The organism is Lentzea indica, from assembly GCF_012184385.1.
GTDB lineage: Bacteria > Actinomycetota > Actinomycetes > Mycobacteriales > Pseudonocardiaceae > Lentzea > Lentzea indica.
In genome coordinates, this window is record NZ_VSRL01000077.1 from 1 (window position 1) to 19,643 (window position 19,643).

A 19,643-nucleotide genomic window follows, 5' to 3' on the forward strand; every position below is an offset into this window, starting at 1 on the left:
GGCCAGTGCAGTGGTCCGGTCCACCGTGCACGCGATGCTGGACGACCAGCGGAACGTGAACCGGGTGCACATCGCGTGGAAGGTCGGCGCGACCGCGCTGAAGGCGACCGTGCGGGACGACGGTCCTGGCACCCTGTCCTCCGGCAGCCTCGACACGCGCCGCGTCGCCGAACGCCTGGGGCCGCTCGGCGGACGGGTGGAGGTGGACGCGGTGCCGGGGTGGGGCGCGACCGTGACGATCGAGGTCCCGCTCGGACCGCCGGAGAACCCGCGTGAGGACCCGCTGACCGTGCTGGGCGCGCGGGAGCTGGAGGTGCTGGGCCAGCTCGCTCGCGGCCGCCGCAACCGCGACATCGCAGGGGAGTTGCACATCAGCGAGTCCACCGTGAAGTTCCACGTGGCGAAGATCCTGGAGAAGCTGGGCGTCGGCACCCGCGGCGAGGCGGCCGCGCTGGCCCACGAGTGGGGCGCCGCCCGTTAGTGGCGTGACTCGAAACGTTGGCGGTGAATTCACGCTCAGCAGGACGCCTCGCGGCACCGCCCCCACGCCCCCATACGGTCCAGTATGAGGACGCGGGGGCGGCACCACGATGCGCCCGTCTGACCGCGAATTCGCACGGCAACGTTTCGAGCCACACCACTAACCGATCTCGTCCATCCGCTGCCGCACCAGGTCCCGGACCACGTCATCGGGCAGCGGCGTGTCCGGGGTGAAGCGAATCGTGCCTTTGGAGAGGGAGAAACCGGTCAACCGGTCGCGCACCGCGTCCACGGCTGCGGGGCTGAACGGGAACACGCTCAGGTGGTCCTTCGCCGCCTTGAACCCGAGCAGCGGCTTGCCCCGGTGCCGAAGCGCCGCCATGCCGTAGCTCATGCCCTGTTCGGTGTCCGGCACCGACTCCTCGACCAGGGCGCGGACCCGTTCGAACGCGGCTCGCGCCGGAGCGTCGAGTTCGGCGAAGTAGTCGTCGACGGCGGCCATGCGGCCACGCTACCTCCTGCGAAGTGCTCCGCGAGCGAGTCTGTGGCCGGTGCCGGGAGGATGGCGGTTCCTGCTCGTTACAGAGACCTGGGCCACCCTCGGTTGCACGTCCAATAGTAGGAAGTCAAACTATTCTCATGGCGACCAGCGATCTGCACCGACCGGCGAACCCGGTCCGCTTCGTGACCGCGTCCAGCCTGTTCGACGGCCACGACGCGGCCATCAACATCATGCGGCGCATCCTTCAGTCGCAGGGTGCGGAGGTCATCCACCTCGGCCACAACCGGTCGGTGGCGGAGGTCGTCAACGCCGCGATCCAGGAGGACGCGCAGGGCATCGCCATCAGCGCCTACCAGGGCGGGCACGTCGAGTACTTCTCGTACCTGGTCGAACTGCTGGGCGAGCGCGGCGCCGGGCACGTCAAGGTCTACGGCGGCGGTGGCGGTGTCATCGTTCCCGAGGAGATCGAGCTGCTGCACTCGCGCGGGGTCGCGCGGATCTTCTCGCCGCAGGACGGGCAGACGCTCGGCCTCGCCAAGATGATCAACCTGATGATCGAGCAGTGCGACTACGCGCTGACCGAGCCGTTCAGCCACGACGCGTTGCTGACGGGCGCGGACGAGGCCCTCGCGCGCGCGATCACGCTCATCGAGACCGGCGTGGACGTGGACGTCGAGACCACCCGCAAGGTGCCGGTCCTGGGCATCACCGGCACCGGTGGCTCCGGCAAGTCCTCGCTCACCGACGAGCTGGTGCGCCGCTTCCGGCTCGACCAGCAGGACAAGCTGCGCATCGCCGTCCTCGCGGTCGACCCGACCCGTCGCCGCGGTGGTGGCGCGCTGCTCGGCGACCGCATCCGGATGAACTGCCTCGACGGCGACCGCGTGTTCTTCCGCAGCCTCGCCACGCGCCGTGCGGGCAGTGAGATCCCGGACGGGCTTGAGCAGGCCATCACGGCGTGCAAGGCGTCTGGCGCGGACCTGGTCATCGTCGAGACGCCCGGTATCGGTCAGGGCGACGCGGCGATCGTGCCGTTCGTGGACTTCTCGCTGTACGTGATGACGCCGGAGTTCGGCGCCGCGTCGCAGCTCGAGAAGATCGACATGCTCGACTACGCGGACGCCGTGGCGATCAACAAGTTCGAGCGCCGCGGTGCCGAGGACGCACGCAGGGACGTGGCGCGGCAGATGGTCCGCAACCGCGAGGCGTTCGGCGTCAAGTGGGAGGACATGCCGGTCTTCGGCACGTCCGCCGCGACTTTCAACGACGACGGCGTCACCGCGCTCTACCAGTTCCTGCGCGAGGGCCTGAAAGAACACGGTCTGCAGGCTGAAGAAGGCTCTCTCGCGACGGTCAACGGCAAGACGTCGACCAGCGCGTCCACGGTCGTGCCGGCCGCACGCGCGCGCTACCTGTCCGACATCGCCGACACGGTGCGTGGCTACCACCGCAGGACCGAGGAGCAGGTCGAGGCGGTCCGCACGCACACCCAGCTCACCGCGGCGCAGAAGGCGCTCGAAGCGGCAGGCAAGGGCGTCACGGACATCGCCGAGCTCGCGGACACCGCCGGGCGCAAGGTCGACCGCGACACCGCCGACCTGCTCACGCAGTGGTCAGAGATCCGCGAGCAGTACTCCGGCGACGAGCTCGTGTTCAAGGTGCGGGACAAGGAGATCCACACCAAGCTGACGCGGGAGACGTTGTCCGGCAACCAGGTCCGCCGAGTCAGCCTGCCCCGCTACGACGACGACGGCTCGCTGCTGCGGTTCCTGCGCAAGGAGAACCTGCCGGGCTTCTTCCCGTACACCGCGGGCGTTTTCCCGTTCAAGCGCGAGGGCGAGGACCCGGCGCGCATGTTCGCGGGCGAGGGCGACGCCTTCCGCACCAACCGCCGCTTCAAGTACCTGTCGAAGGGCAACCCGGCCACGCGCCTGTCGACCGCGTTCGACTCGGTGACGCTCTACGGCCGCGACCCCGACACCCCGCCGGACGTCTACGGCAAGATCGGCACCTCCGGCGTCTCGATCGCGTCGCTGGACGACATGAAGGCGCTCTACGACGGCTTCGACCTCGTCGCGCCGACCACGTCCGTGTCGATGACGATCAACGGCCCGGCGCCGACGATCCTCGCCTACTTCCTGAACACGGTGATCGACCAGCAGGTCACCAAGTTCCGCGAGGAACACGACCGTGAGCCGGACGCCGCGGAGTACGAGCAGCTCCGGAGGTTCGCGCTCGCCAACGTCCGCGGCACCGTGCAGGCCGACATCCTCAAGGAGGACCAGGGCCAGAACACCTGCATCTTCTCCACGGAGTTCTCGCTGCGCATGATGGCGGACATCCAGGAGTGGTTCATCCAGCAGCACGTGCGCAACTTCTACTCGGTGTCGATCTCCGGCTACCACATCGCCGAGGCCGGCGCGAACCCCATCAGCCAGCTCGCCTTCACGCTCGCCAACGGTTTCACCTACGTCGAGTCGTATCTGGCGCGCGGTATGAACATCGACGACTTCGCGCCGAACCTGTCGTTCTTCTTCTCCAACGGCATGGACGCCGAGTACAGCGTGATCGGCCGCGTCGCCCGCCGGATCTGGGCCGTGGCCATGCGCGACCGTTACGGCGCCGCCGAGCGTTCACAGAAGTTCAAGTACCACGTGCAGACCTCCGGCCGTTCGCTGCACGCGCAGGAGATGGACTTCAACGACATCCGCACCACGCTCCAGGCGTTGTGCGCGCTGTACGACAACTGCAACTCCTTGCACACCAACGCCTACGACGAGGCGATCACCACTCCGACGGAGTCGTCCGTCCGTCGCGCGATGGCCATCCAGATGATCATCAACAAGGAGTGGGGCCTGTCCGCGAACGAGAACCCGCTGCAGGGCTCGTTCGTCATCGACGAGCTCACCGACCTAGTCGAAGAAGCGGTCCTGATGGAGTTCGACCGCATCTCCGAACGCGGCGGCGTGCTCGGCGCGATGGAGACCGGCTACCAGCGCGGCCGGATCCAGGACGAGTCGATGCTCTACGAACAGCGCAAGCACGACGGTTCGCTGCCGCTGATCGGCGTCAACACCTTCCTGCCGGAGGGCGGTGAGCGGGAGGTCGTGAAGATCGAGCTCGCCCGCGCCACCGAGGAGGAGAAGAAGTCGCAGGTCGACCGCACGCGCGCGTACCAGGCGGCGCACCGCGACGAGGCCGAGAAGGCGCTCGCCCGCCTGCGCGAGGTGGCGCAGACGAACGAAAACGTGTTCGCCGTGCTGATGGACGCCGCCCGCGTCTGCACCCTCGGTCAGATCACCGAGGCGTTCTTCGAGGTGGGCGGCCAGTACCGCCGCAACGTCTAAACGACCGTCTAGACCGCGTAGGGCCGGCCGACGATCCACCCGCCGATGTGGCCGGGCAGCTCGTCGGTCGGCACCAGCTCCACCGCGTCACCGACGGCGACCACGCCCGGCCGAATCACCCAGCTGTCCAGGCACAGCACGCCGCCGAACTCGTGCCGGATGCGCCGATGCACGTCGAGGTCCTGCGCACCCGTGTCCGGGTCGATCGTCGTGACGACGCACCGCGCACGCTTCTTGAACATGCCGATCACCACGTCACCGGCCACCAGCGCGTGTCCGGGCCAGCTGTCCTCCTCGCCGGCTTCGACGCCGCCGATCAGGATGTTGGGCCGCAACCGCCGCACGTCGACGCCGGCCGCCTCGACCTGACCGTCCGTGGCCACGAGCACGTTGAGGACGTCGAACCGCTCGGGCCCGGTGTAGCGGGTCAGCCGGCCGCCGTGCGGGAGCACCAACTCATGAGCCGCCCAGCTGTCCCAAGGATGTCCGTCCACCAAAGGCCCGTCGGGACCGGTGGAGGCAGGGATCGTGAGCAGGCCGTAGCGGGTGCGTCCGGTCAGGACGCCGTGCGGCCCCTGCACGTGCACCAGCCGGTCGCCCTCCACCCCGTCGCTGGTGAAGGTGGCCTCCTGGAGCGGTTCGCCGCCCAGTGACTTCACCGGATAGCGCCACAACGCTTCGACGTGCATGTCGTCACTCCGTCGGGATGTCGTCGGTCGACAGAGGGTCGATGCGGCGGTCGTCCACCGAGATGCGGACGTCGTTGATGCTCGCCTCGCGCCTGCTCATCAGGCCGGACTCGGCGAACTCCCAGTTCTCGTTGCCGTAGCTGCGCCACCACTGGCCCTCGTCGTCGTGCCACTCGTACTGGAAGCGCACGGCGATGCGGTTGCCGCCGAACGCCCACAGCGACTTGCGCAGCACGTACTCGTGCTCGCGCTCCCACTTCTTCGTCAGGAACGCGACGATCTCATCGGTGCCGCGGACGAACTCGGACCTGTTGCGCCACACCGAATCCGGCGTGTACGCGCCCGCCACGCGCTGCGGGTCACGGGTGTTCCAGGCGTCCTGGGCCGCCCGCACCTTGAGCCGGGCGGTGTCGGCGTCGAACGGGGGGACGAGATTCACTTCGAGGTCCTTCCAACGGTTGGGCGACGTTGTAAACGTTAGAACGAGTGCCTAACGGATGCAAGCCCGTGTTACCGTTAGGTGTGCTGACGCCCGACGAGCCTCGTCCGGTCCTGCTGATGAACACCATCTGGGCGAACCGGTCGCAGGTGCACGACGACCTGACCACCGTCGGTGGGCTCCGCGACTTCCTGGGCGTTCCGGCCGATCAGGCCGATCTCAAGGCGTTCCGCGAGCTGCGGCGGGCGTTGAGGGACCTCGCCGGTGTACTCACCGAAGACACGCGTGCGGTCGCGCAAGGCCGTGACCTCGAGCGTGCGGTGGCCGAGGTGAACCGTGCGGCGAGGAGTGCGCGGCAGTGGCCGCAGCTGACGGTGCGAGACGGGGAACTGGTGCGGCACAACGAAAGCGAGGGCCCGCTCGCCCTTCAAGCGCTCGCCTCGATCGCCGCGGAGGCGGTGGAGCTGTTCACCGGCGAGAACCGGGTTCTGTTGCGCGCCTGTTATGCGCCGGGCTGCGTGCTGTACTTCGTGAAGGACCACCCGCGCCGCGAATGGTGTTCGCCCTCCTGTGGCAACAGGGTCCGTGCGGCGCGCCACTACCGGCGTAATCGGGGTGAATCCCCTGGTCCGAACGGGTTTTCCTGATCGCTGAGGCTACACATGAGCCGCCCCAGTTCCGATAACCGGAGAACAGTTAGGGCGCGTTTTTGTGTGTGGTGGTGATCCGCGATGTCCCGAGAATCCGTGCCAGGTCACGACATCAGCTATCACCTCGTCTGTTTCGACGAGACCGGCAACGAGCGGGGGCGCGAGAGCGCGGACGTCGTGCACGACGCCCGCGCCGGTGTCACCGACGTGTTCTTCTTCATCCACGGGTGGAACGGCGACGTGCCGGCCGCCCGTCAGCAGTACGGGCAGTGGGTCAGGACGATGGCCGACTGCCGCGCCGAACGTGAAGCGGCGCACCGGCTTCCCGGCGGCTTCAAGGCGTTGCTCATCGGCCTGCACTGGCCGTCGAAAGCCTGGGGCGACGAGGACGTCCGGTCCGACGAGTTCATCAAGGCGCAGGCCCAGCGCCTCGGGGGAGGCGCAGGCCGCACCGCCGCGGTGCGCACGATCGTCCAGGCCGCGCGGCAGCATCCGTGCCGGATGTCGGCCGCGGTCAAGCAGGCCTACGACTACCTGGAGAGCTCGGTCCCGGACCTGCCGGGCGAGGACGGGATGGCGTTCGACGCCGAGCAGCTCTACCGGGCGTGCCTGGAGGATCCGGCACTGGGCGGGATCCTGTCGCCGTTGCGGATCCTGACGTTCTGGAAGATGAAGCGGCGCGCCAAGGTGTTCGGGGAGAGCGGCGCGGCGCGGATCGCCCGCGACGTCGCCCAGGCAGCCCCGAACGCGCGCATCCACCTGATGGGCCACAGCTTCGGCTGCATCACCGCGACCGCGATGGCGAACGTGGTGCCGGCGGCGACGCTGACCCTGGTGCAGGGCGCGATGTCGCTGTGGTCGTTCGCGGAACGGCTGCCCAGGGAGCCGGGCTCCGGCTACTTCCGCAGCGTCCTCGCGCGGGTGCCAGGGCCGATCATCGTCACGACGTCCACGCACGACCACGCGATTGGCCGGTTCTACCCGCTGGCCGCGCGATCGGGCCGTCAGGTCGACCTGGACGAGTACCCGAAGTACGGCGGCATCGGTTCGCACGGGGTGCAGGGCACCTACGCCCACGGCCACAACATCGGATCTCCTGGCGAGCTGACCAGGGGACAGGTGCACAACGTCGACTGCTCTTCGGTGATCCGCCGCATCGACGGGATCGCGGGCGCCCACAACGACATCTGCCACGCGGAACTGGCGAGGCTCCTCTGGAAGGCGGTGATCGCGCGTTAGGGTTTGTCCGTTTTCAGAAACACGCGTTTCCGTTGACTGCTCCGATGACTCGGCCCTACGGTGGGTTGCACCGTCGCTGCCGAAAACCTCGGAGCCGAGGACGGTAACAAATGTTTCGTCGTCCATTGTGGATAGCCGCTGCCTTCGTGCTGGCGCTCGTCGCGGGCATGACACCGGCACGCGCCGCGGATCCCGTGCTGGTGCCCATTTTCGACGGTAAGACGCTCGACGGCTGGACCATGCACGCCAAGGACGCGTTCGTCGTGAAGAACGGCGCGATCCACAGCCAGAAGAACGCCTCACGCGGCTGGATCTACTACAACAAGCAGCAGTACAAGAGCTTCCGCTGGATCTTCAAGCTGCGCCAGGTCTCCGGCAACCACAAGCCGACAGTGCTGATCTGGGGCAAGATCCAGACACCCGCGTTGAACGGACTCGGCGCCATCCAGTTCCAGCCGCCCAACGGCGGCGCGTGGGATTACCGGCCAGGCCACAACAACGGCGGCAAGGGCCTGTTCACGAAGTACCCGCACCCGAACTGGGACGTCAAGAAGTGGGCGCAGTGCGAGATCCTCGCCAACGGTGACACCGGAATCGCGCGCATGGCGTGCTGCCCGCTGCCCGACGGCGCCACCAGGTGCAAGGCGCAGGAGGTCCTGAAGTTCGAGGACAAGAAGGAACCCGCCGGCCGCGAGGCACCGCTCGCGATCCAGATCCACAACAAGGGCATCGAGGACGAGTACAAGGACCTCGTCGTCGAGTCGCCCGTGGCCGACCCGACGAAGTTCATCACCACGTAGCCCTGGGTAGAGGGAACCGTGCCCGCCCCGCGCCGCGAGTCAGACGACCCCCCGCGCGGTATGGGACGGGCACGGTCTATCCCCCGCCCAGCCGCAGGACCAGCTGCGGCACGAGTGTGTTGCCGAGGCTCGGGCGCAGGTCCGCGCGCAACGCGGACAGGCCCACCGGGTCGAGTGCGGGGGAGACGGTGAACCCGACCGTCGCCGCGGTCAGGATCACGCGCTGCATCGCTTGTCCCGCACGGATTTCCGCTGCGGCACCTTGGTTGAACGTGCACAGCACCAGCTCGATGCCGCTCGTGACGTGCAGCCACGCGCGTTCCACCTCGGCCGCACGCGACAGGAGCCCGCGCCAGCAGGCCATTTCGGGGAACGTCGTCCAGCTGCGACGGTTCATGTGCAACACGCGCAGCAACGCCAGCACGTCCCGGCTCGGTTCCTGGTAACCGCCGAGCCTCACGGCCGCGGCCGCGTCGTTGGCGGTCGGGCCGGGCAGCAGCGTCACCAGTGGACGGATTCCGTGTCCCTGCAGAGCCAGCCGGAGGTTGAGCAGCGCGACACCGCAGGCGATTCGCGTTTCCCTGCTGTGCGGGGTGGTGGTGTGCAGCTCGATCTGCTCGGGACGCACCTCGAACCGCACATCGGGCGCGGAGGCTCTCGCGAGTGCAAGGACGCTGCGCACGTCCTCACCCGCGAGACCGAGTGAGTCCGGCACGGCGATCGTCATGCTCACACTGTCAGGCTGAGGGCCGTGGGTCGGCCACGGTCGAAGGTCCCCACTTCCTAGGGCCGTGCGATGGCCGAAAGTGTGCGAATCTATTCGTCGTGCCTGACGTGCCTGGTCGCAGAGGCCTCGACGAGCTGCTCGACGAGGTGCGTGATCGCATGGACGAGATCGTCACCACCCGCGACCACATGCAGGAGCTGCTCGGCGCCGTGCTCGCGGTCGCGTCAGGGCTGGAGCTCGAGTCGACGTTGCAGCGCATCGTGCAGGCCGCCGTGGACCTCGTGGGCGCCCGCTACGGCGCGCTCGGTGTGCTCGGAACACGGGACGACCTGTCCGGGTTCCTCCACGCCGGCATCGACCACGAGACGCGCGAGAAAATGGGCCACCTGCCAGAGGGAAAGGGCTTGCTCGGGCTGCTCATCAAAGACCCGACGCCGCTGCGGCTGCGTGACCTGGCGCAGCACGAGATGTCGGTCGGCTTCCCGCCGAACCACCCGCCCATGCACAGCTTCCTCGGCGTGCCCGTACGCGTGCGCGACGAGGTGTTCGGCAACCTCTACATGACCGAGAAGATCGACGCCGCCGAGTTCACCGCGGACGACGAGGCCGTGCTGCTGGCGCTGGCGGCGGCCGCGGGCATCGCGATCGAGAACGCCAGGCTGTTCGAGAAGTCCCGGATGCGCGAACGGTGGCTGGAGGCGATCGGCGAGGTCAACTCCGAGCTGCTCGGCGGCGCGTCCGGCGAGTACGCGCTGCGCCTGATCACCCAGCGCACCGTCGAGCTGGCCGGTGCCGACTCGGCGCTCGTCGTGCTCGGCGACGGCCAGGACACGCCGTTGTCGGTGGCGGCGAGCGCGGGTGTGAAGATCGACGACTTCAACGCGGCCGACTACGCCGTCGACGAGGTGATCCGTTCCGGTGTTCCACTGCTGGTGGACGACCTGGGCTCGGCGTTCGGGCCCGCGCTGGCGGTCCCGCTGCGGTCCGGTGCGGGGGTCGCGGGAGCGTTGGTGGTGCTGCGCCGCGGTGGCGAGACGCGGTTCCTGCCCGACCAGGTGCCGGTGCTGGCGTCGTTCGCGGACCAGGCGGCGGTCGCGCTGGAGTTCGCGGAGCAGCAACGCTCTCAGCGGCTGCTGGACGTGCTGGAGGACCGCGACCGCATCGCCCGCGACCTGCACGACCACGTGATCCAGCGGCTGTTCGTCACCGGACTGACCCTGCAGGCGACCACGCGCCGGATCACCGAACCGGAGGTCGCCGCCAGGCTGCAGACCGCGATCGAACAGCTCGACGAGACAGTGCGCGAGATCCGCACGTCCATCTTCGACCTCCACTCGACGGACAGCACGTCGTTGCGGCGCCGTTTGCTCGACCTGGTGGCCGGCCTGACCGAGTCGACGCATCTGAAGCCGTCCGTGCGGATGTCCGGCACCGTCGACAACTCGGTGCCACCGGAGCTGGCAGAACACGTCGAGGCGGTGGTCCGGGAGGCCGTCACGAACGCCGTGCGGCACGCTCAGGCGACCGAGCTGACGGTGCTGATCGACGCCGGTGAAGACGTCGTGATCACCGTGCAGGACAACGGGATCGGCATCCCGCCCGACACCTCGCGCAGCGGCCTGCGCAACCTCGCTCACCGCGCCTCGAAGTTCGGCGGCACGCTCGCGGTGCGGGCGACCGAGGGCGGGGGTGCCTGTGTGGTGTGGCGGGTGCCCCTCTAGCGGGGCTTGTCGCCGTCCTTGCGGAACTGCGAGGCGAACACGGCGGCCTGGGTGCGGCGTTGCATGCCGAGTTTCGCCAGCAGGTGCGAGACGTAGTTCTTGACGGTCTTCTCCGCGAGGAACATCCGCTCGGCGATCTGCCGGTTCGTCAGGCCTTCGCCGATGAGGTCGAGCACCGTGCGTTCCTGCTCGCTGAGCATGCGCAGGGGATCGCCCTCCTCGCGCTCGCGGCGGATCCGGTTCAGCAGCGCCGAAGTCGTGCGGGCGTCCAGCAGGGACTGTCCGGCCGCGACCGTGCGGACGGCGTTGACCAGGTCGGCGCCCAGGATCTGCTTGAGCACGAACCCGGACGCGCCCGCCATGATCGCGTCGAACAGAGCCTCGTCGTCGGCGAAGCTCGTCAGCATCAGGCACTGCAGGCCGGGAATCCGGCTGCGGAGCTCGCGGCACAGTTCGATGCCGTTGCCGTCGGGGAGCCGGATGTCGAGCACCGCCACGTCGGCCTGGGCTCCTGACACCTTGGCCAGCGCCTCCGCGACCGACGCGGCGTCACCGACCACTTCGAGATCGGACTCCTCGCCGAGCAGGTCCGCGATGCCGCGGCGGACGATCTCGTGGTCGTCGACGAGGAAAACACGCGTCGCCATTGCGCCACGGTAGCCCAAAGCCCCTGACGTCAGGGGACCATCGGGTTCACGGGGGCGTGGCGGACTCGCCGGGAATGCTTCCCCGGTCTGCCACGCCCCGTGCCCGTCGTCAGGCCTGCTTGATCGCCGAGATCTCGAACTCGAGAACGACCTTCTCGCTCACCAGGACGCCGCCGGTCTCCAGCGCGGCGTTCCAGGTCACGCCGTAGTCCTTGCGGTTGATGGTGTGCGAGCCCTCGAAGCCCACGCGGGTGTTGCCGAACGGGTCGACGGCCACGCCCTCGAAGGCGAACGGGATGGAGATGCTCTTGGTGACGTCCTTGATGGTCAGGTCACCGGTGATCTCGAAGTTGTCCTCGTCGATCTGCTTCGCGGAGGTGGAGACGAACTTGATCTCCGGGTAGGTCTCGACGTCGAGGAAGTCGTTGGTGGTCAGGTGACCGTCGCGCTGCGCGTTGCGCGTGTCGATGCTCGCGACCTTCAGAGTCACCTCGGCGGTGGTGTTCTCCGGCTTGTCACCGTCGATGGAGATCTTGCCGTCGAACTCGTTGAACGCGCCACGAACCTTGGTGACCATCGCGTGGCGTGCGACGAAGCCGATGCGGGAGTGCGAGCCGTCGATGACGTAGTCGCCGGTCAGTTCGGAGAGGTTGGTGGCCGTGGTCATGGTGGTGTGTCCTTCGGTTGCTCGATTTGGTTGAAGTGTCATCCACCCTGCCCGAACGTGGATGATGTGTCAACTATTCCCGTATGCTGAGCTGGTGACGAGATGGCTGGAAGCTGAGCAGCAGCGGGCGTGGCGTGCGTACGTCCGCATGCAGGGGGAGCTCAATGCGCACTTGAGCAGGCGAATGTCGGTCGACTCGGAGATCTCGATGGCCGACTTCGCCGTGCTGGTGCAGCTCACCGACTCCGCGGACGCACGCGTGCGTGTGCTGGAGCTCGCACGGCTGTTGCACTGGGAGAAGAGTCGCATCTCACATCACGTGGCACGGATGGAGAAGCGCGGCCTGGTGCGCAGGGAAGACTGCGGCAGCGACGGGCGCGGGTCGTTCGTCGTGCTCACCGGCCTGGGCCGGTCAGCGATCGAGGAGGCCGCGCCTTCTCACGCCGAGACCGTGCGCACGCTGGTGTTCGACCAGCTCACCGACGACGAGGTCGAGGCGTTGCGGGAGATCTCGGAAAAGATCTTCACGCGCCTAACGACAGGAGAATGTGCGGCGGTAGTCGCTCGGTGCGATGCCGACGACCCGATGGAAGTGGTGCCGGAGGAGAGCGGCTGTCCCGAAGCCTGACCTCGCGGCGACGGCGTCGACGTCCAGGTCGGTCTCTTCGAGCAGCCTGCGCGCGTGAAGCACCCGCTGGAGCGACAGCCACTTGTTCGGGGTGGTGCCGGTCTCCGCGACGAACCTGCGCGCGAACGTCCGCTCGGACATGACGGCGAGCTTCGCCATCGACGCCACCGTGTGGTTGTCCGCGATCGTGTCGAGCACCTGTTCCAGCACCGGTTCGAGGCTGTCCGAGCTGCACTCGGGGATCGGGAGCTCCACGAACTGCCGCTGACCGCCGTCGCGCTGCGGTGCCACGACCATCCTGCGCGCGATGATGTTGGCGACCTTGGTGCCGAGCTCCCTGCGGACCAGGTGCAGGCAGGCGTCGATGCCCGCGGCCGTGCCGGCGCTGGTGATGATGTTGCCGTCGTCCACGAACAGCACGTCCGGGTCGATCTGGGCTTTCGGGAAGCGTTCCTTCAACTGCCGCACCTCGCGCCAGTGCGTGGTGCAGTGCCGGTCGTCGAGCAGCCCTGCCGCGCCGAGGATGAACGCCCCGCTGCACACGCTGAGCAGCGTCGCCTCGGTCTCCTGCAACGCCCTGACCAGCTTCTCCGGGTAGTGGTCGCGGACGCGCGCGGCGGGAAGTGCGACGAGGTCGACGCTCTGCAGCGCGTCGAACCCGTGTTCCGGCGTGATGGAGACCCCGCGGATGCTCGTGGGCACCGGTTCGTTCGGGAGCTCACCGCACACGCGGAAGTCGACCAGCGGCACGCCCTCCTCGGTCCGGTCGACGCCGAACACCTCGCAGAGCAGGCCGAACTCGAACGGCGCGACGCCGTCGATGAGGGGAACCGCCACCGATCGCAGCATGGCAGGATATTAGCGCACCACGTCAGATCCGCCACTGTTGGCAGGATCTGGTAGGTCGCAAACTTAGTGCCATGACTCTTGCAGCGATCGTCCTAGTCCTGGCAGGTATCTCCGTCTGGCTCGACCGGCACCGCGACCGCAACGCCGGTCTCGCAGGCTCGTCCGATGTCGCGGACCGCGACCGCGTCCGAGTGCGCGACGAGCTCCGGTACCTCACCTGATTCAGTGTTTGATCATTTTGGGAACCGGCCCTGTGTAGCGGGCGACCGGGCGGATGATCTTCGTGTCCTCGGACTGTTCGAGCGCGTTGGCACACCACCCGATCACCCGGCTGCACGCGAACGTCGGCGTGAACATCTCTCGCGGGATGCCGCACAGCTCCATCACCACGCCGGCGTAGAACTCCACGTTCGCGTACAGCTGCCGGCCGGGCTTCAGCTCGGCCAGCAGCTCGGTGACCCTCCGTTCCACGGTGACCGCGAAGTCGGTCAGCGGGTTCGGCCGTTCCTGCGCGATCCCCTTGAGCAGGCGCGCTCGCGGGTCCTCGGTCTTGTAGACGGCGTGACCGAAGCCCATGATCCGCTCGCCCTGCTGGATGCGTTCCCTGACCCAGCCGTCGATGTTGTCCGGCGTCCCGATCAGGTCCAGGGCTTCCAGTGCCCGGTCCGGCGCGCCGCCGTGCAGTGGCCCGGAGAACGTCCCGATCGCCGCCGTCACCGCCGACACGACGTCGGCGCCCGCACTGGCCACGACGCGCGCGGTGAACGTCGACGCGTTGAACCCGTGGTCGATCGTGGCGATCAGGTATTGCTCGACCGCACGGCTCGTCCATGTTGACGGCTCCAGTCCAGTCAACATGTACAACCAGTTCGCCGACGTTGACAAATCAACCCTGGGGTTGACGGGATCAAGTCCGAGCTTGAGCCGATGCAGTGCCGCCAGGATCGTCGGCGTCATCGCGCTGACCCTGAGCGCGTCCGCCTTCCTGCTGCTCATCGGCGCGTCCCACATCGGCCGGGACGGCAGCATCGACAGCGCGGTCCTGAGCCCGGCCAGCGCCGTGCACCCCGACCGCGCGATCGCGGGCAGCACGTCGCTGATGGTCGCCGGTAGCTGCCTCAGCGCCGCGGTCTGCTCGGTGAAGAGCGTGGCTTCGCCGCGACTCGGCAGCCGGCCCTCGACGAACAGGAACCACACGTCCTCGAACGACCGCGTCCTGGCCAGCTCGATCGCGTCGTGCTCGCGGTAGTGGTAGTAGCCCGCGGCACCGTTCACGTCCCCGATCAGGGTCGTGGTGACGACGACGTCTTTAAGCCCTTTGGGTGCATCAATCAACATGTACAAGAGGCTCCGTCAACATGTCTTGTACAGTCAACGTTGATGGAATCAATGTTGACGACGAATCAAGCTGCCCGTCGCCTGGGCGTGAAACCGGCGACGGTGTACGCGTACGTCAGCCGCGGTCTTCTGACCAGCAAAAAGGTCAACCGCCAAAGCATGTTCGACGTCGCCGAGGTAGAGGTCCTGGCGCAGCGCACTGGTGCGCGCGGAGCAGTGGCCGCTGTGACCGATCGCATCCGCACCCGCATCTCCCTGCTGGAGAACGACCGCCTCTACTACCGCGGCCGCTCCGTCCCCGAGCTCTCCAGCACCAGGCGCTTCGAAGACGTGGCCCACTGGCTGTGGACCGGGATCGACTCGACGGGCCTGCAGTTCCCCGAGGGCCAGGAGATCTGGATGGCCCTCCCCGAGAGCGCGACCCTGACGGATCGCATCCGCGTGGCCGTGGCGCTGGCCGGCGCCGGCGACCCTCTCCGCTTCGACCTGGACCGCGCCGTCACCACGGCCAAGTCCCTGATCGCGGACGTCGTCGAGTCACTGCGCCTGGTCGGGAAACCTCAGGGCACCGACATCGCCGACCGCCTGTGGGCCCGCCTTTCGCCGCTGCCTCCTGTCCCGGATCTGCTGAACGCGGCCCTGATCCTGCTGGCCGACCACGACCTCGCCATCTCGACGATGGCCGCCCGTGTGGCCGCCTCGGCCCACTCGCACCCGTATGCCGTGGTGTCGGCAGGCCTGGGTGCCATGGAGGGGCAGAAGCACGGCACGGCCACGACCATCGCGTACCGGTTCCTGCTACAGGCCGAGGCCGATCCGATGGGTGCCGTCGCCGAGCATCTGCGGTCCGGCCAGCCGATCCCCGGCTTCGGTCACCGCGTGTACGAGGCTCGCGATCCGCGTGCCGACCACCTGCTGGCGTTGCTTCGCGGCCACGGCGATCTGGTGGCGGACAAGGTGATCGCCACCCAGTCGCAGACGTTCCCGAACATCGACCTGGCGCTGGCGCAGCTCGGGCTGATGTTCAAGATGGCGCCGGACGCCGGCGAGGCCATCTTCGCGATCGCCAGGATCGTGGGGTGGATCGCGCACGCGATGGAGGAGTACACGGAGCCCGGTCTGCGGTTCCGGACCCTCGGTCTCTACACGGGTGACCGCCCGTAACTGGCCTGAGCCTGGCGTTCCAGGGTCGGGAAGCGGACCATGGAACGCGTGAGATTGTCCGCTGTGGACAACCTGAAGGTGATCCTGGTGGCGTGGGTCATCGGCGGCCACGCGCTGCTGGGCTACGCCGCCATCGGCGGCTGGCCGTACGACGAGGTCAACGAGGTCACGTTCCACCCCGGCGTGGAGACGGCGCTGGCGGCGTTGATCGGGCCGTCAGGGTTGTTCTTCATGGGCACCTTCTACTTCATGGCCGGGATCTTCACTCCCAGCTCCATCGAACGCAAAGGCCGGCAACGCTTCATCGCCGAACGCCTTGTCAGGCTCGGCGTGCCGTGGGTGGTCAGCGCCGTCCTCATCTGGCCCACGTTCGTGTGGATCGCCTACAACGGCGCCGGAAAACAGGTCTCGTGGTGGCACGCGTTCACGCACAGGCATCCGTTTCTGGACAGCGGATCGCTGTGGTTCGTCGGCGCCCTGCTGATCTTCTCGATCGCCGTGACGCTCGGGCCGCCGATCAAGGAGCGCGTCATCACGACGAGGCACGTCGTGGGCATGACGATGGTCGTGGCCGGCACGACGTTCCTGACCCGGCTGGTCTTCCCCGCCAGGAGCGGGCAGATCGGCGACCTGCACTTGTGGTGGTGGCCGCAGTGCGTCGGCATGTTCCTGCTCGGCGCGATCGGCGGCCGCAAGCTCGCGGAACGGGTGCCGGACGAGATCTACAAGATGACCCGCAACGTTGTCATCGCCACGATCGCAGTCCTTCCCATCGCCGCCGCGTTCCTGGGCGTGCTGGACCTGGCCCGGAACGCGGAACCGTTCCTCGGTGGGTGGAGGTGGCAAGCGTTCGCGCTCGCCCTCATCGAGGGAATCCTCGTGGTGGCGGGGAGTCTGTGGCTCATCGGCCTTGCGCAACGCAGGCTGACCGGCCAAGGCCCCTTCGCCGAAGGGCTGGCGCGGTCCGCCTACGTCGCGTTCATCGTGCAGGGGCCGATCCTGCTCAGCTTCGCGACCGCCATGCGACCGCTGGAGCTGCCTGCCGAGGTGAAAGCACCGCTGGTCGGTGCCGGGGCGATCGCGTTGTCGTTCGCGATCGGCTGGTACGTCACTTCACGCCGAGGCGCTTCAGCACGCTCGTCGTGATGCCGGCCGCGTCCAGCCCGTGTGCGCGCAGGATGCGTGCGCGTGAGTCGTGTGGCAGGAAACGCGGAGGCAGGGCGAACGTTGCGACACAAGTGGAACCACCGGTCAGGGCTTGACCCAGCCGGGCGCCCAAGGCACCTGTCGACGTCGTGTCCTCGACGGCCAGTACCAGGCGGTGCTGGCCGCTGTACTTGACGAGGTGCGGATCCAATGGCGCGGTCCAGCGCGGATCGACCACGTTGACCCGCACGTCGTGCGCGGCGAGTTCCTCCGTCGCGGCCAGGCAAGGGCCGGCGAGAGGGCCGACCGCGATCAGCAGCACCTCGGCGTCCGGGACCTCGCGCAGCACGTCGAAGTGGCTCACTCGTCTCAGCGCGCGCACATCGGGGCCGACGGAAGCCTTCGGGTAACGCACGACCGTCGGACCGTCGGACACGTCGACGGCCTCGCGCAGCAACGCGGCCAGAGAAGCCGGATCGCGCGGAGCGGCCAGCCGCAGGCCCGGTACGACGGGCAGAACGGAGGCGTCCCACATGCCGTGGTGCGAGGCGCCGTCCGGGCCGGTCACGCCGGCGCGGTCCAGCACGAACGTCACCGGTAGCCGGTGCAGCGCCACGTCCATCAGCAGCTGGTCGAACGCGCGCGACAGGAAGGTCGCGTAGACGGCGACGACCGGGTGCAACCCGCCCATGGCCATGCCGGCGGCGGACGTCACGGCGTGCTGCTCGGCGATTCCCACGTCGAAGACGCGCGAGGGGAACCGCGAGGCGAACGGCCGCAGTCCCACCGGCTCCAGCATCGCCGCGGTCAGGCAGACGACGTCCGGACGGTCCGAGCCGATCGCCACGATCTCGTCGGAGAACGCGTCGGTCCAGGTTCGCCCGCCGGCAGCACCGGACGCACCGACCGCGTGCATGCGATCGGACTCGTCGGTCTCGGCGGCGGCATAACCCTTGCCCTTCACGGTCTTGCAGTGCACGACGACCGGGCGGCCAGGTTTTCGCTTCCCACAGAGCGTTCTCGACGGCGTGCACGTCGTGCCCGTCGACCTCGCCGATGTAGGCGAGACCCAAAGCCTCGAACACGCCCCGAGCCGAGCCGCTGAGCAACGACGCCGCGAACCCGCCCGCGGTGGGGTCGTACGAGCGGCCGTTGTCGTTCAACAACACCACGACGGGCCGGGACGAACCGCCGATGTTGTTCAACGCCTCCCAGCACATCCCACCGGTCAAGGCGCCGTCTCCGGCGATGGCGACCACACGACGATCGGTGCCGCTCAGCTCGAACGCCTTGGCCAGACCGTCCGCATAGGACAGTGCGGTCGAGGCGTGCGAGTTCTCGATGACGTCGTGCACGGACTCGGCCGCGGACGGGTAGCCGGACATTCCGCCCGCCTGCCGCAAGGAATCGAAGTCCGTACAACGTCCGGTCAGCATCTTGTGCACGTACGACTGGTGCCCGGTGTCGAACAGCACGACATCGACGGGCGAGGTGAAGACCCGGTGCACCGCGATGGTCAGCTCGACGGCGCCCAGGTTCGGCCCGAGGTGCCCGCCGGTCCGGTGCACCTTGGAGATCAGGAACGACCGGATCTCGTCAGCCAGCGGACCAAGCGAAGAAGAAGGAAGCGCGCGTACGTCAGCGGGCGAGGCGATGTCAGCCAGCACGGCGCACCGCCAGCGGCAACGTGAAGGAGATCGTCTCGGTCGCCGTCGTGTGCGTCGACACGGAAACCGAACCCAACGCCTCCAAGGCCGCCACGACCTCGTCCACCAGCTCGGGGGGAGCCGAGGCGCCGGCCGACAACCCGACCGCGGAGACACCCTCCAGCCAGGCCGAGTCGATCTCCGAAGCGTCGTCGATCAGGTACGCGGGAGTGCCGCCACGAGCGGCGAGCTCGACCATGCGCACCGAGTTCGACGAGTTCTTCGAGCCCACGACCAGAACCAGGTCCGACCGCGCGGCGACGTCGCGAATCGCGATCTGCCGGTTCGTGGTCGCGTAGCAGATGTCGTCCGAGCCGGGCCCGCGCAGATCGGGGAACTTCCGCTGAAGCGCCTCGATCACCTCGGCCGTCTCGTCCACGGCCAGCGTCGTCTGCGTCAGGTACGAGACCGGCCCGGTGATCTCCAGCGCCTCGACGTCCTCGACGGTCTCGACCAGCACCATCTGGTCGGGCGCTTCCCCCAGCGTCCCTTCGACTTCCTCGTGCCCGGCATGACCGATCAGAACAATGGTGTCGCCGCGCTCGGCGAACCGCCGAGCCTCGGCGTGCACCTTCGTGACCAGAGGACAGGTCGCGTCGAGCACGTCCAACGACCGTTCGACAGCCTCAGCGCGCACAGCGGGGGAGACGCCGTGCGCGGAGAAGACCGCCGTGGCACCGAAAGGCACCTCGGAGAGCTCCTCCACGAACACGGCGCCACGAGCCTCCAGAGAACGGACGACGTGGACGTTGTGCACGATCTGCTTGCGCACGTAGATGGGGCCGCCGCGCTGGTCGAGCAGCCGTTCCACGATCTCGATGGCGCGCTCCACCCCGGCGCAGAACGACCGGGGTGAGGCGAGCAGCACCGAGCGCGGCGGATGTTCCGTCATCAAGTGCCTTCC

General features: G+C 68.1%; 20 protein-coding genes and 1 pseudogene. 10 read left to right on the forward strand and 11 right to left on the reverse strand.

Annotated features, from left to right (window positions below):
• A partial coding sequence (locus tag FXN61_RS21725; protein WP_223165542.1) for a helix-turn-helix transcriptional regulator occupies positions 1-481 on the forward strand: 481 nt, incomplete at its 5' end.
• A 159-nt stretch (positions 482-640) separates the two neighbouring features.
• Here FXN61_RS21725 and FXN61_RS21730 read toward each other — a convergent pair.
• Positions 641-982 (reverse strand): iron chaperone, encoded by a 342-nt coding sequence (locus FXN61_RS21730; protein WP_167975892.1) that lies wholly within the window; start codon positions 980-982, stop codon positions 641-643.
• 137 nt (positions 983-1,119) lie between these two features.
• Between FXN61_RS21730 and icmF the strand changes: the two genes are divergently transcribed.
• Positions 1,120-4,329 (forward strand): fused isobutyryl-CoA mutase/GTPase IcmF, encoded by a 3,210-nt coding sequence (gene icmF / locus FXN61_RS21735; protein WP_167975893.1) that lies wholly within the window; start codon positions 1,120-1,122, stop codon positions 4,327-4,329.
• An 8-nt stretch (positions 4,330-4,337) separates the two neighbouring features.
• On the opposite strand, the gene FXN61_RS21740 is transcribed toward icmF, so the two are convergent.
• Together FXN61_RS21740 and FXN61_RS21745 are read right to left on the reverse strand one after the other, a co-directional pair.
• Positions 4,338-5,018: an MOSC domain-containing protein gene (locus FXN61_RS21740; RefSeq protein WP_167975894.1), complete on the reverse strand. Its 681-nt coding sequence runs from the start codon at positions 5,016-5,018 to the stop codon at positions 4,338-4,340.
• A gap of 4 nt (positions 5,019-5,022) precedes the next feature.
• A complete protein-coding gene (locus FXN61_RS21745; protein WP_167975895.1) occupies positions 5,023-5,457 on the reverse strand; it encodes a nuclear transport factor 2 family protein in 435 nt (144 codons plus the stop codon).
• A 119-nt stretch (positions 5,458-5,576) separates the two neighbouring features.
• On the opposite strand from FXN61_RS21745, the gene FXN61_RS21750 reads away from it, so the two are divergent.
• From FXN61_RS21750 to FXN61_RS21760, 3 genes are all read left to right on the forward strand, one after another.
• The gene (locus tag FXN61_RS21750; RefSeq protein ID WP_167975896.1) at positions 5,577-6,104 is read left to right on the forward strand and encodes a CGNR zinc finger domain-containing protein; all 528 of its coding nucleotides are present in this window, start codon (positions 5,577-5,579) and stop codon (positions 6,102-6,104) included.
• An 84-nt stretch (positions 6,105-6,188) separates the two neighbouring features.
• Positions 6,189-7,346, forward strand: a complete 1,158-nt coding sequence (locus FXN61_RS21755) for an alpha/beta fold hydrolase (RefSeq protein WP_167975897.1) — start codon at positions 6,189-6,191, stop codon at positions 7,344-7,346.
• Between the two features lie 110 nt (positions 7,347-7,456).
• Positions 7,457-8,146 carry a 3-keto-alpha-glucoside-1,2-lyase-like domain-containing protein gene (locus FXN61_RS21760; RefSeq protein WP_167975898.1) on the forward strand — a complete coding sequence of 230 codons (690 nt, stop codon included), beginning with the start codon at positions 7,457-7,459 and terminating at the stop codon, positions 8,144-8,146.
• Between the two features lie 76 nt (positions 8,147-8,222).
• On the opposite strand, the gene FXN61_RS21765 is transcribed toward FXN61_RS21760, so the two are convergent.
• A complete protein-coding gene (locus tag FXN61_RS21765; RefSeq protein ID WP_167975899.1) occupies positions 8,223-8,873 on the reverse strand; it encodes a hypothetical protein in 651 nt (216 codons plus the stop codon).
• Positions 8,874-9,031: 158 nt separating this feature from the next.
• Between FXN61_RS21765 and FXN61_RS21770 the strand changes: the two genes are divergently transcribed.
• Positions 9,032-10,594, forward strand: coding sequence for a sensor histidine kinase (locus FXN61_RS21770; protein ID WP_167975918.1), 1,563 nt, complete (start codon positions 9,032-9,034; stop codon positions 10,592-10,594).
• Here the strand turns inward: FXN61_RS21770 and FXN61_RS21775 are convergent.
• Together FXN61_RS21775 and FXN61_RS21780 are read right to left on the reverse strand one after the other, a co-directional pair.
• A complete protein-coding gene (locus FXN61_RS21775) occupies positions 10,591-11,241 on the reverse strand; it encodes a response regulator (RefSeq protein ID WP_167975900.1) in 651 nt (216 codons plus the stop codon). The two genes, FXN61_RS21770 and FXN61_RS21775, sit on opposite strands and share 4 nt — an antisense overlap.
• Positions 11,242-11,350: 109 nt before the next feature.
• The gene (locus FXN61_RS21780) at positions 11,351-11,908 is read right to left on the reverse strand and encodes a YceI family protein (protein ID WP_167975901.1); all 558 of its coding nucleotides are present in this window, start codon (positions 11,906-11,908) and stop codon (positions 11,351-11,353) included.
• A gap of 94 nt (positions 11,909-12,002) precedes the next feature.
• On the opposite strand from FXN61_RS21780, the gene FXN61_RS21785 reads away from it, so the two are divergent.
• Entirely contained in the window at positions 12,003-12,536 is a 534-nt protein-coding gene (locus FXN61_RS21785; protein ID WP_167975902.1) for a MarR family winged helix-turn-helix transcriptional regulator, read from the forward strand.
• Here the strand turns inward: FXN61_RS21785 and FXN61_RS21790 are convergent.
• Entirely contained in the window at positions 12,441-13,385 is a 945-nt protein-coding gene (locus tag FXN61_RS21790; protein ID WP_167975903.1) for a helix-turn-helix domain-containing protein, read from the reverse strand. The two genes, FXN61_RS21785 and FXN61_RS21790, sit on opposite strands and share 96 nt — an antisense overlap.
• A 71-nt stretch (positions 13,386-13,456) precedes the next feature.
• On the opposite strand from FXN61_RS21790, the gene FXN61_RS21795 reads away from it, so the two are divergent.
• Positions 13,457-13,606: a hypothetical protein gene (locus tag FXN61_RS21795; RefSeq protein ID WP_167975904.1), complete on the forward strand. Its 150-nt coding sequence runs from the start codon at positions 13,457-13,459 to the stop codon at positions 13,604-13,606.
• Position 13,607: 1 nt separating this feature from the next.
• On the opposite strand, the gene FXN61_RS21800 is transcribed toward FXN61_RS21795, so the two are convergent.
• Entirely contained in the window at positions 13,608-14,723 is a 1,116-nt protein-coding gene (locus FXN61_RS21800) for a citrate synthase/methylcitrate synthase (protein WP_167975905.1), read from the reverse strand.
• Between the two features lie 51 nt (positions 14,724-14,774).
• Here FXN61_RS21800 and FXN61_RS21805 point away from each other — a divergent pair, with 51 nt between their 5' ends.
• Both FXN61_RS21805 and FXN61_RS21810 read left to right on the forward strand, forming a co-directional pair.
• A complete protein-coding gene (locus FXN61_RS21805) occupies positions 14,775-15,887 on the forward strand; it encodes a citrate synthase (RefSeq protein WP_246291848.1) in 1,113 nt (370 codons plus the stop codon).
• Between the two features lie 39 nt (positions 15,888-15,926).
• Positions 15,927-17,033 (forward strand): acyltransferase family protein, encoded by a 1,107-nt coding sequence (locus tag FXN61_RS21810; RefSeq protein ID WP_167975907.1) that lies wholly within the window; start codon positions 15,927-15,929, stop codon positions 17,031-17,033.
• On the opposite strand, the gene FXN61_RS56455 is transcribed toward FXN61_RS21810, so the two are convergent.
• From FXN61_RS56455 to FXN61_RS21820, 3 genes and pseudogenes are all read right to left on the reverse strand, one after another.
• Entirely contained in the window at positions 16,996-18,012 is a 1,017-nt protein-coding gene (locus FXN61_RS56455) for a transketolase C-terminal domain-containing protein (RefSeq protein ID WP_376770696.1), read from the reverse strand. The two genes, FXN61_RS21810 and FXN61_RS56455, sit on opposite strands and share 38 nt — an antisense overlap.
• Before the next feature lie 73 nt (positions 18,013-18,085).
• Positions 18,086-18,700, reverse strand: a pseudogene (locus FXN61_RS56460) (1-deoxy-D-xylulose-5-phosphate synthase N-terminal domain-containing protein); the annotation flags it as partial.
• Positions 18,690-19,631 (reverse strand): 4-hydroxy-3-methylbut-2-enyl diphosphate reductase, encoded by a 942-nt coding sequence (locus FXN61_RS21820; RefSeq protein ID WP_167975908.1) that lies wholly within the window; start codon positions 19,629-19,631, stop codon positions 18,690-18,692. The gene FXN61_RS21820 and the pseudogene FXN61_RS56460, both read right to left, overlap by 11 nt.
• Positions 19,632-19,643 lie beyond the last annotated feature (12 nt).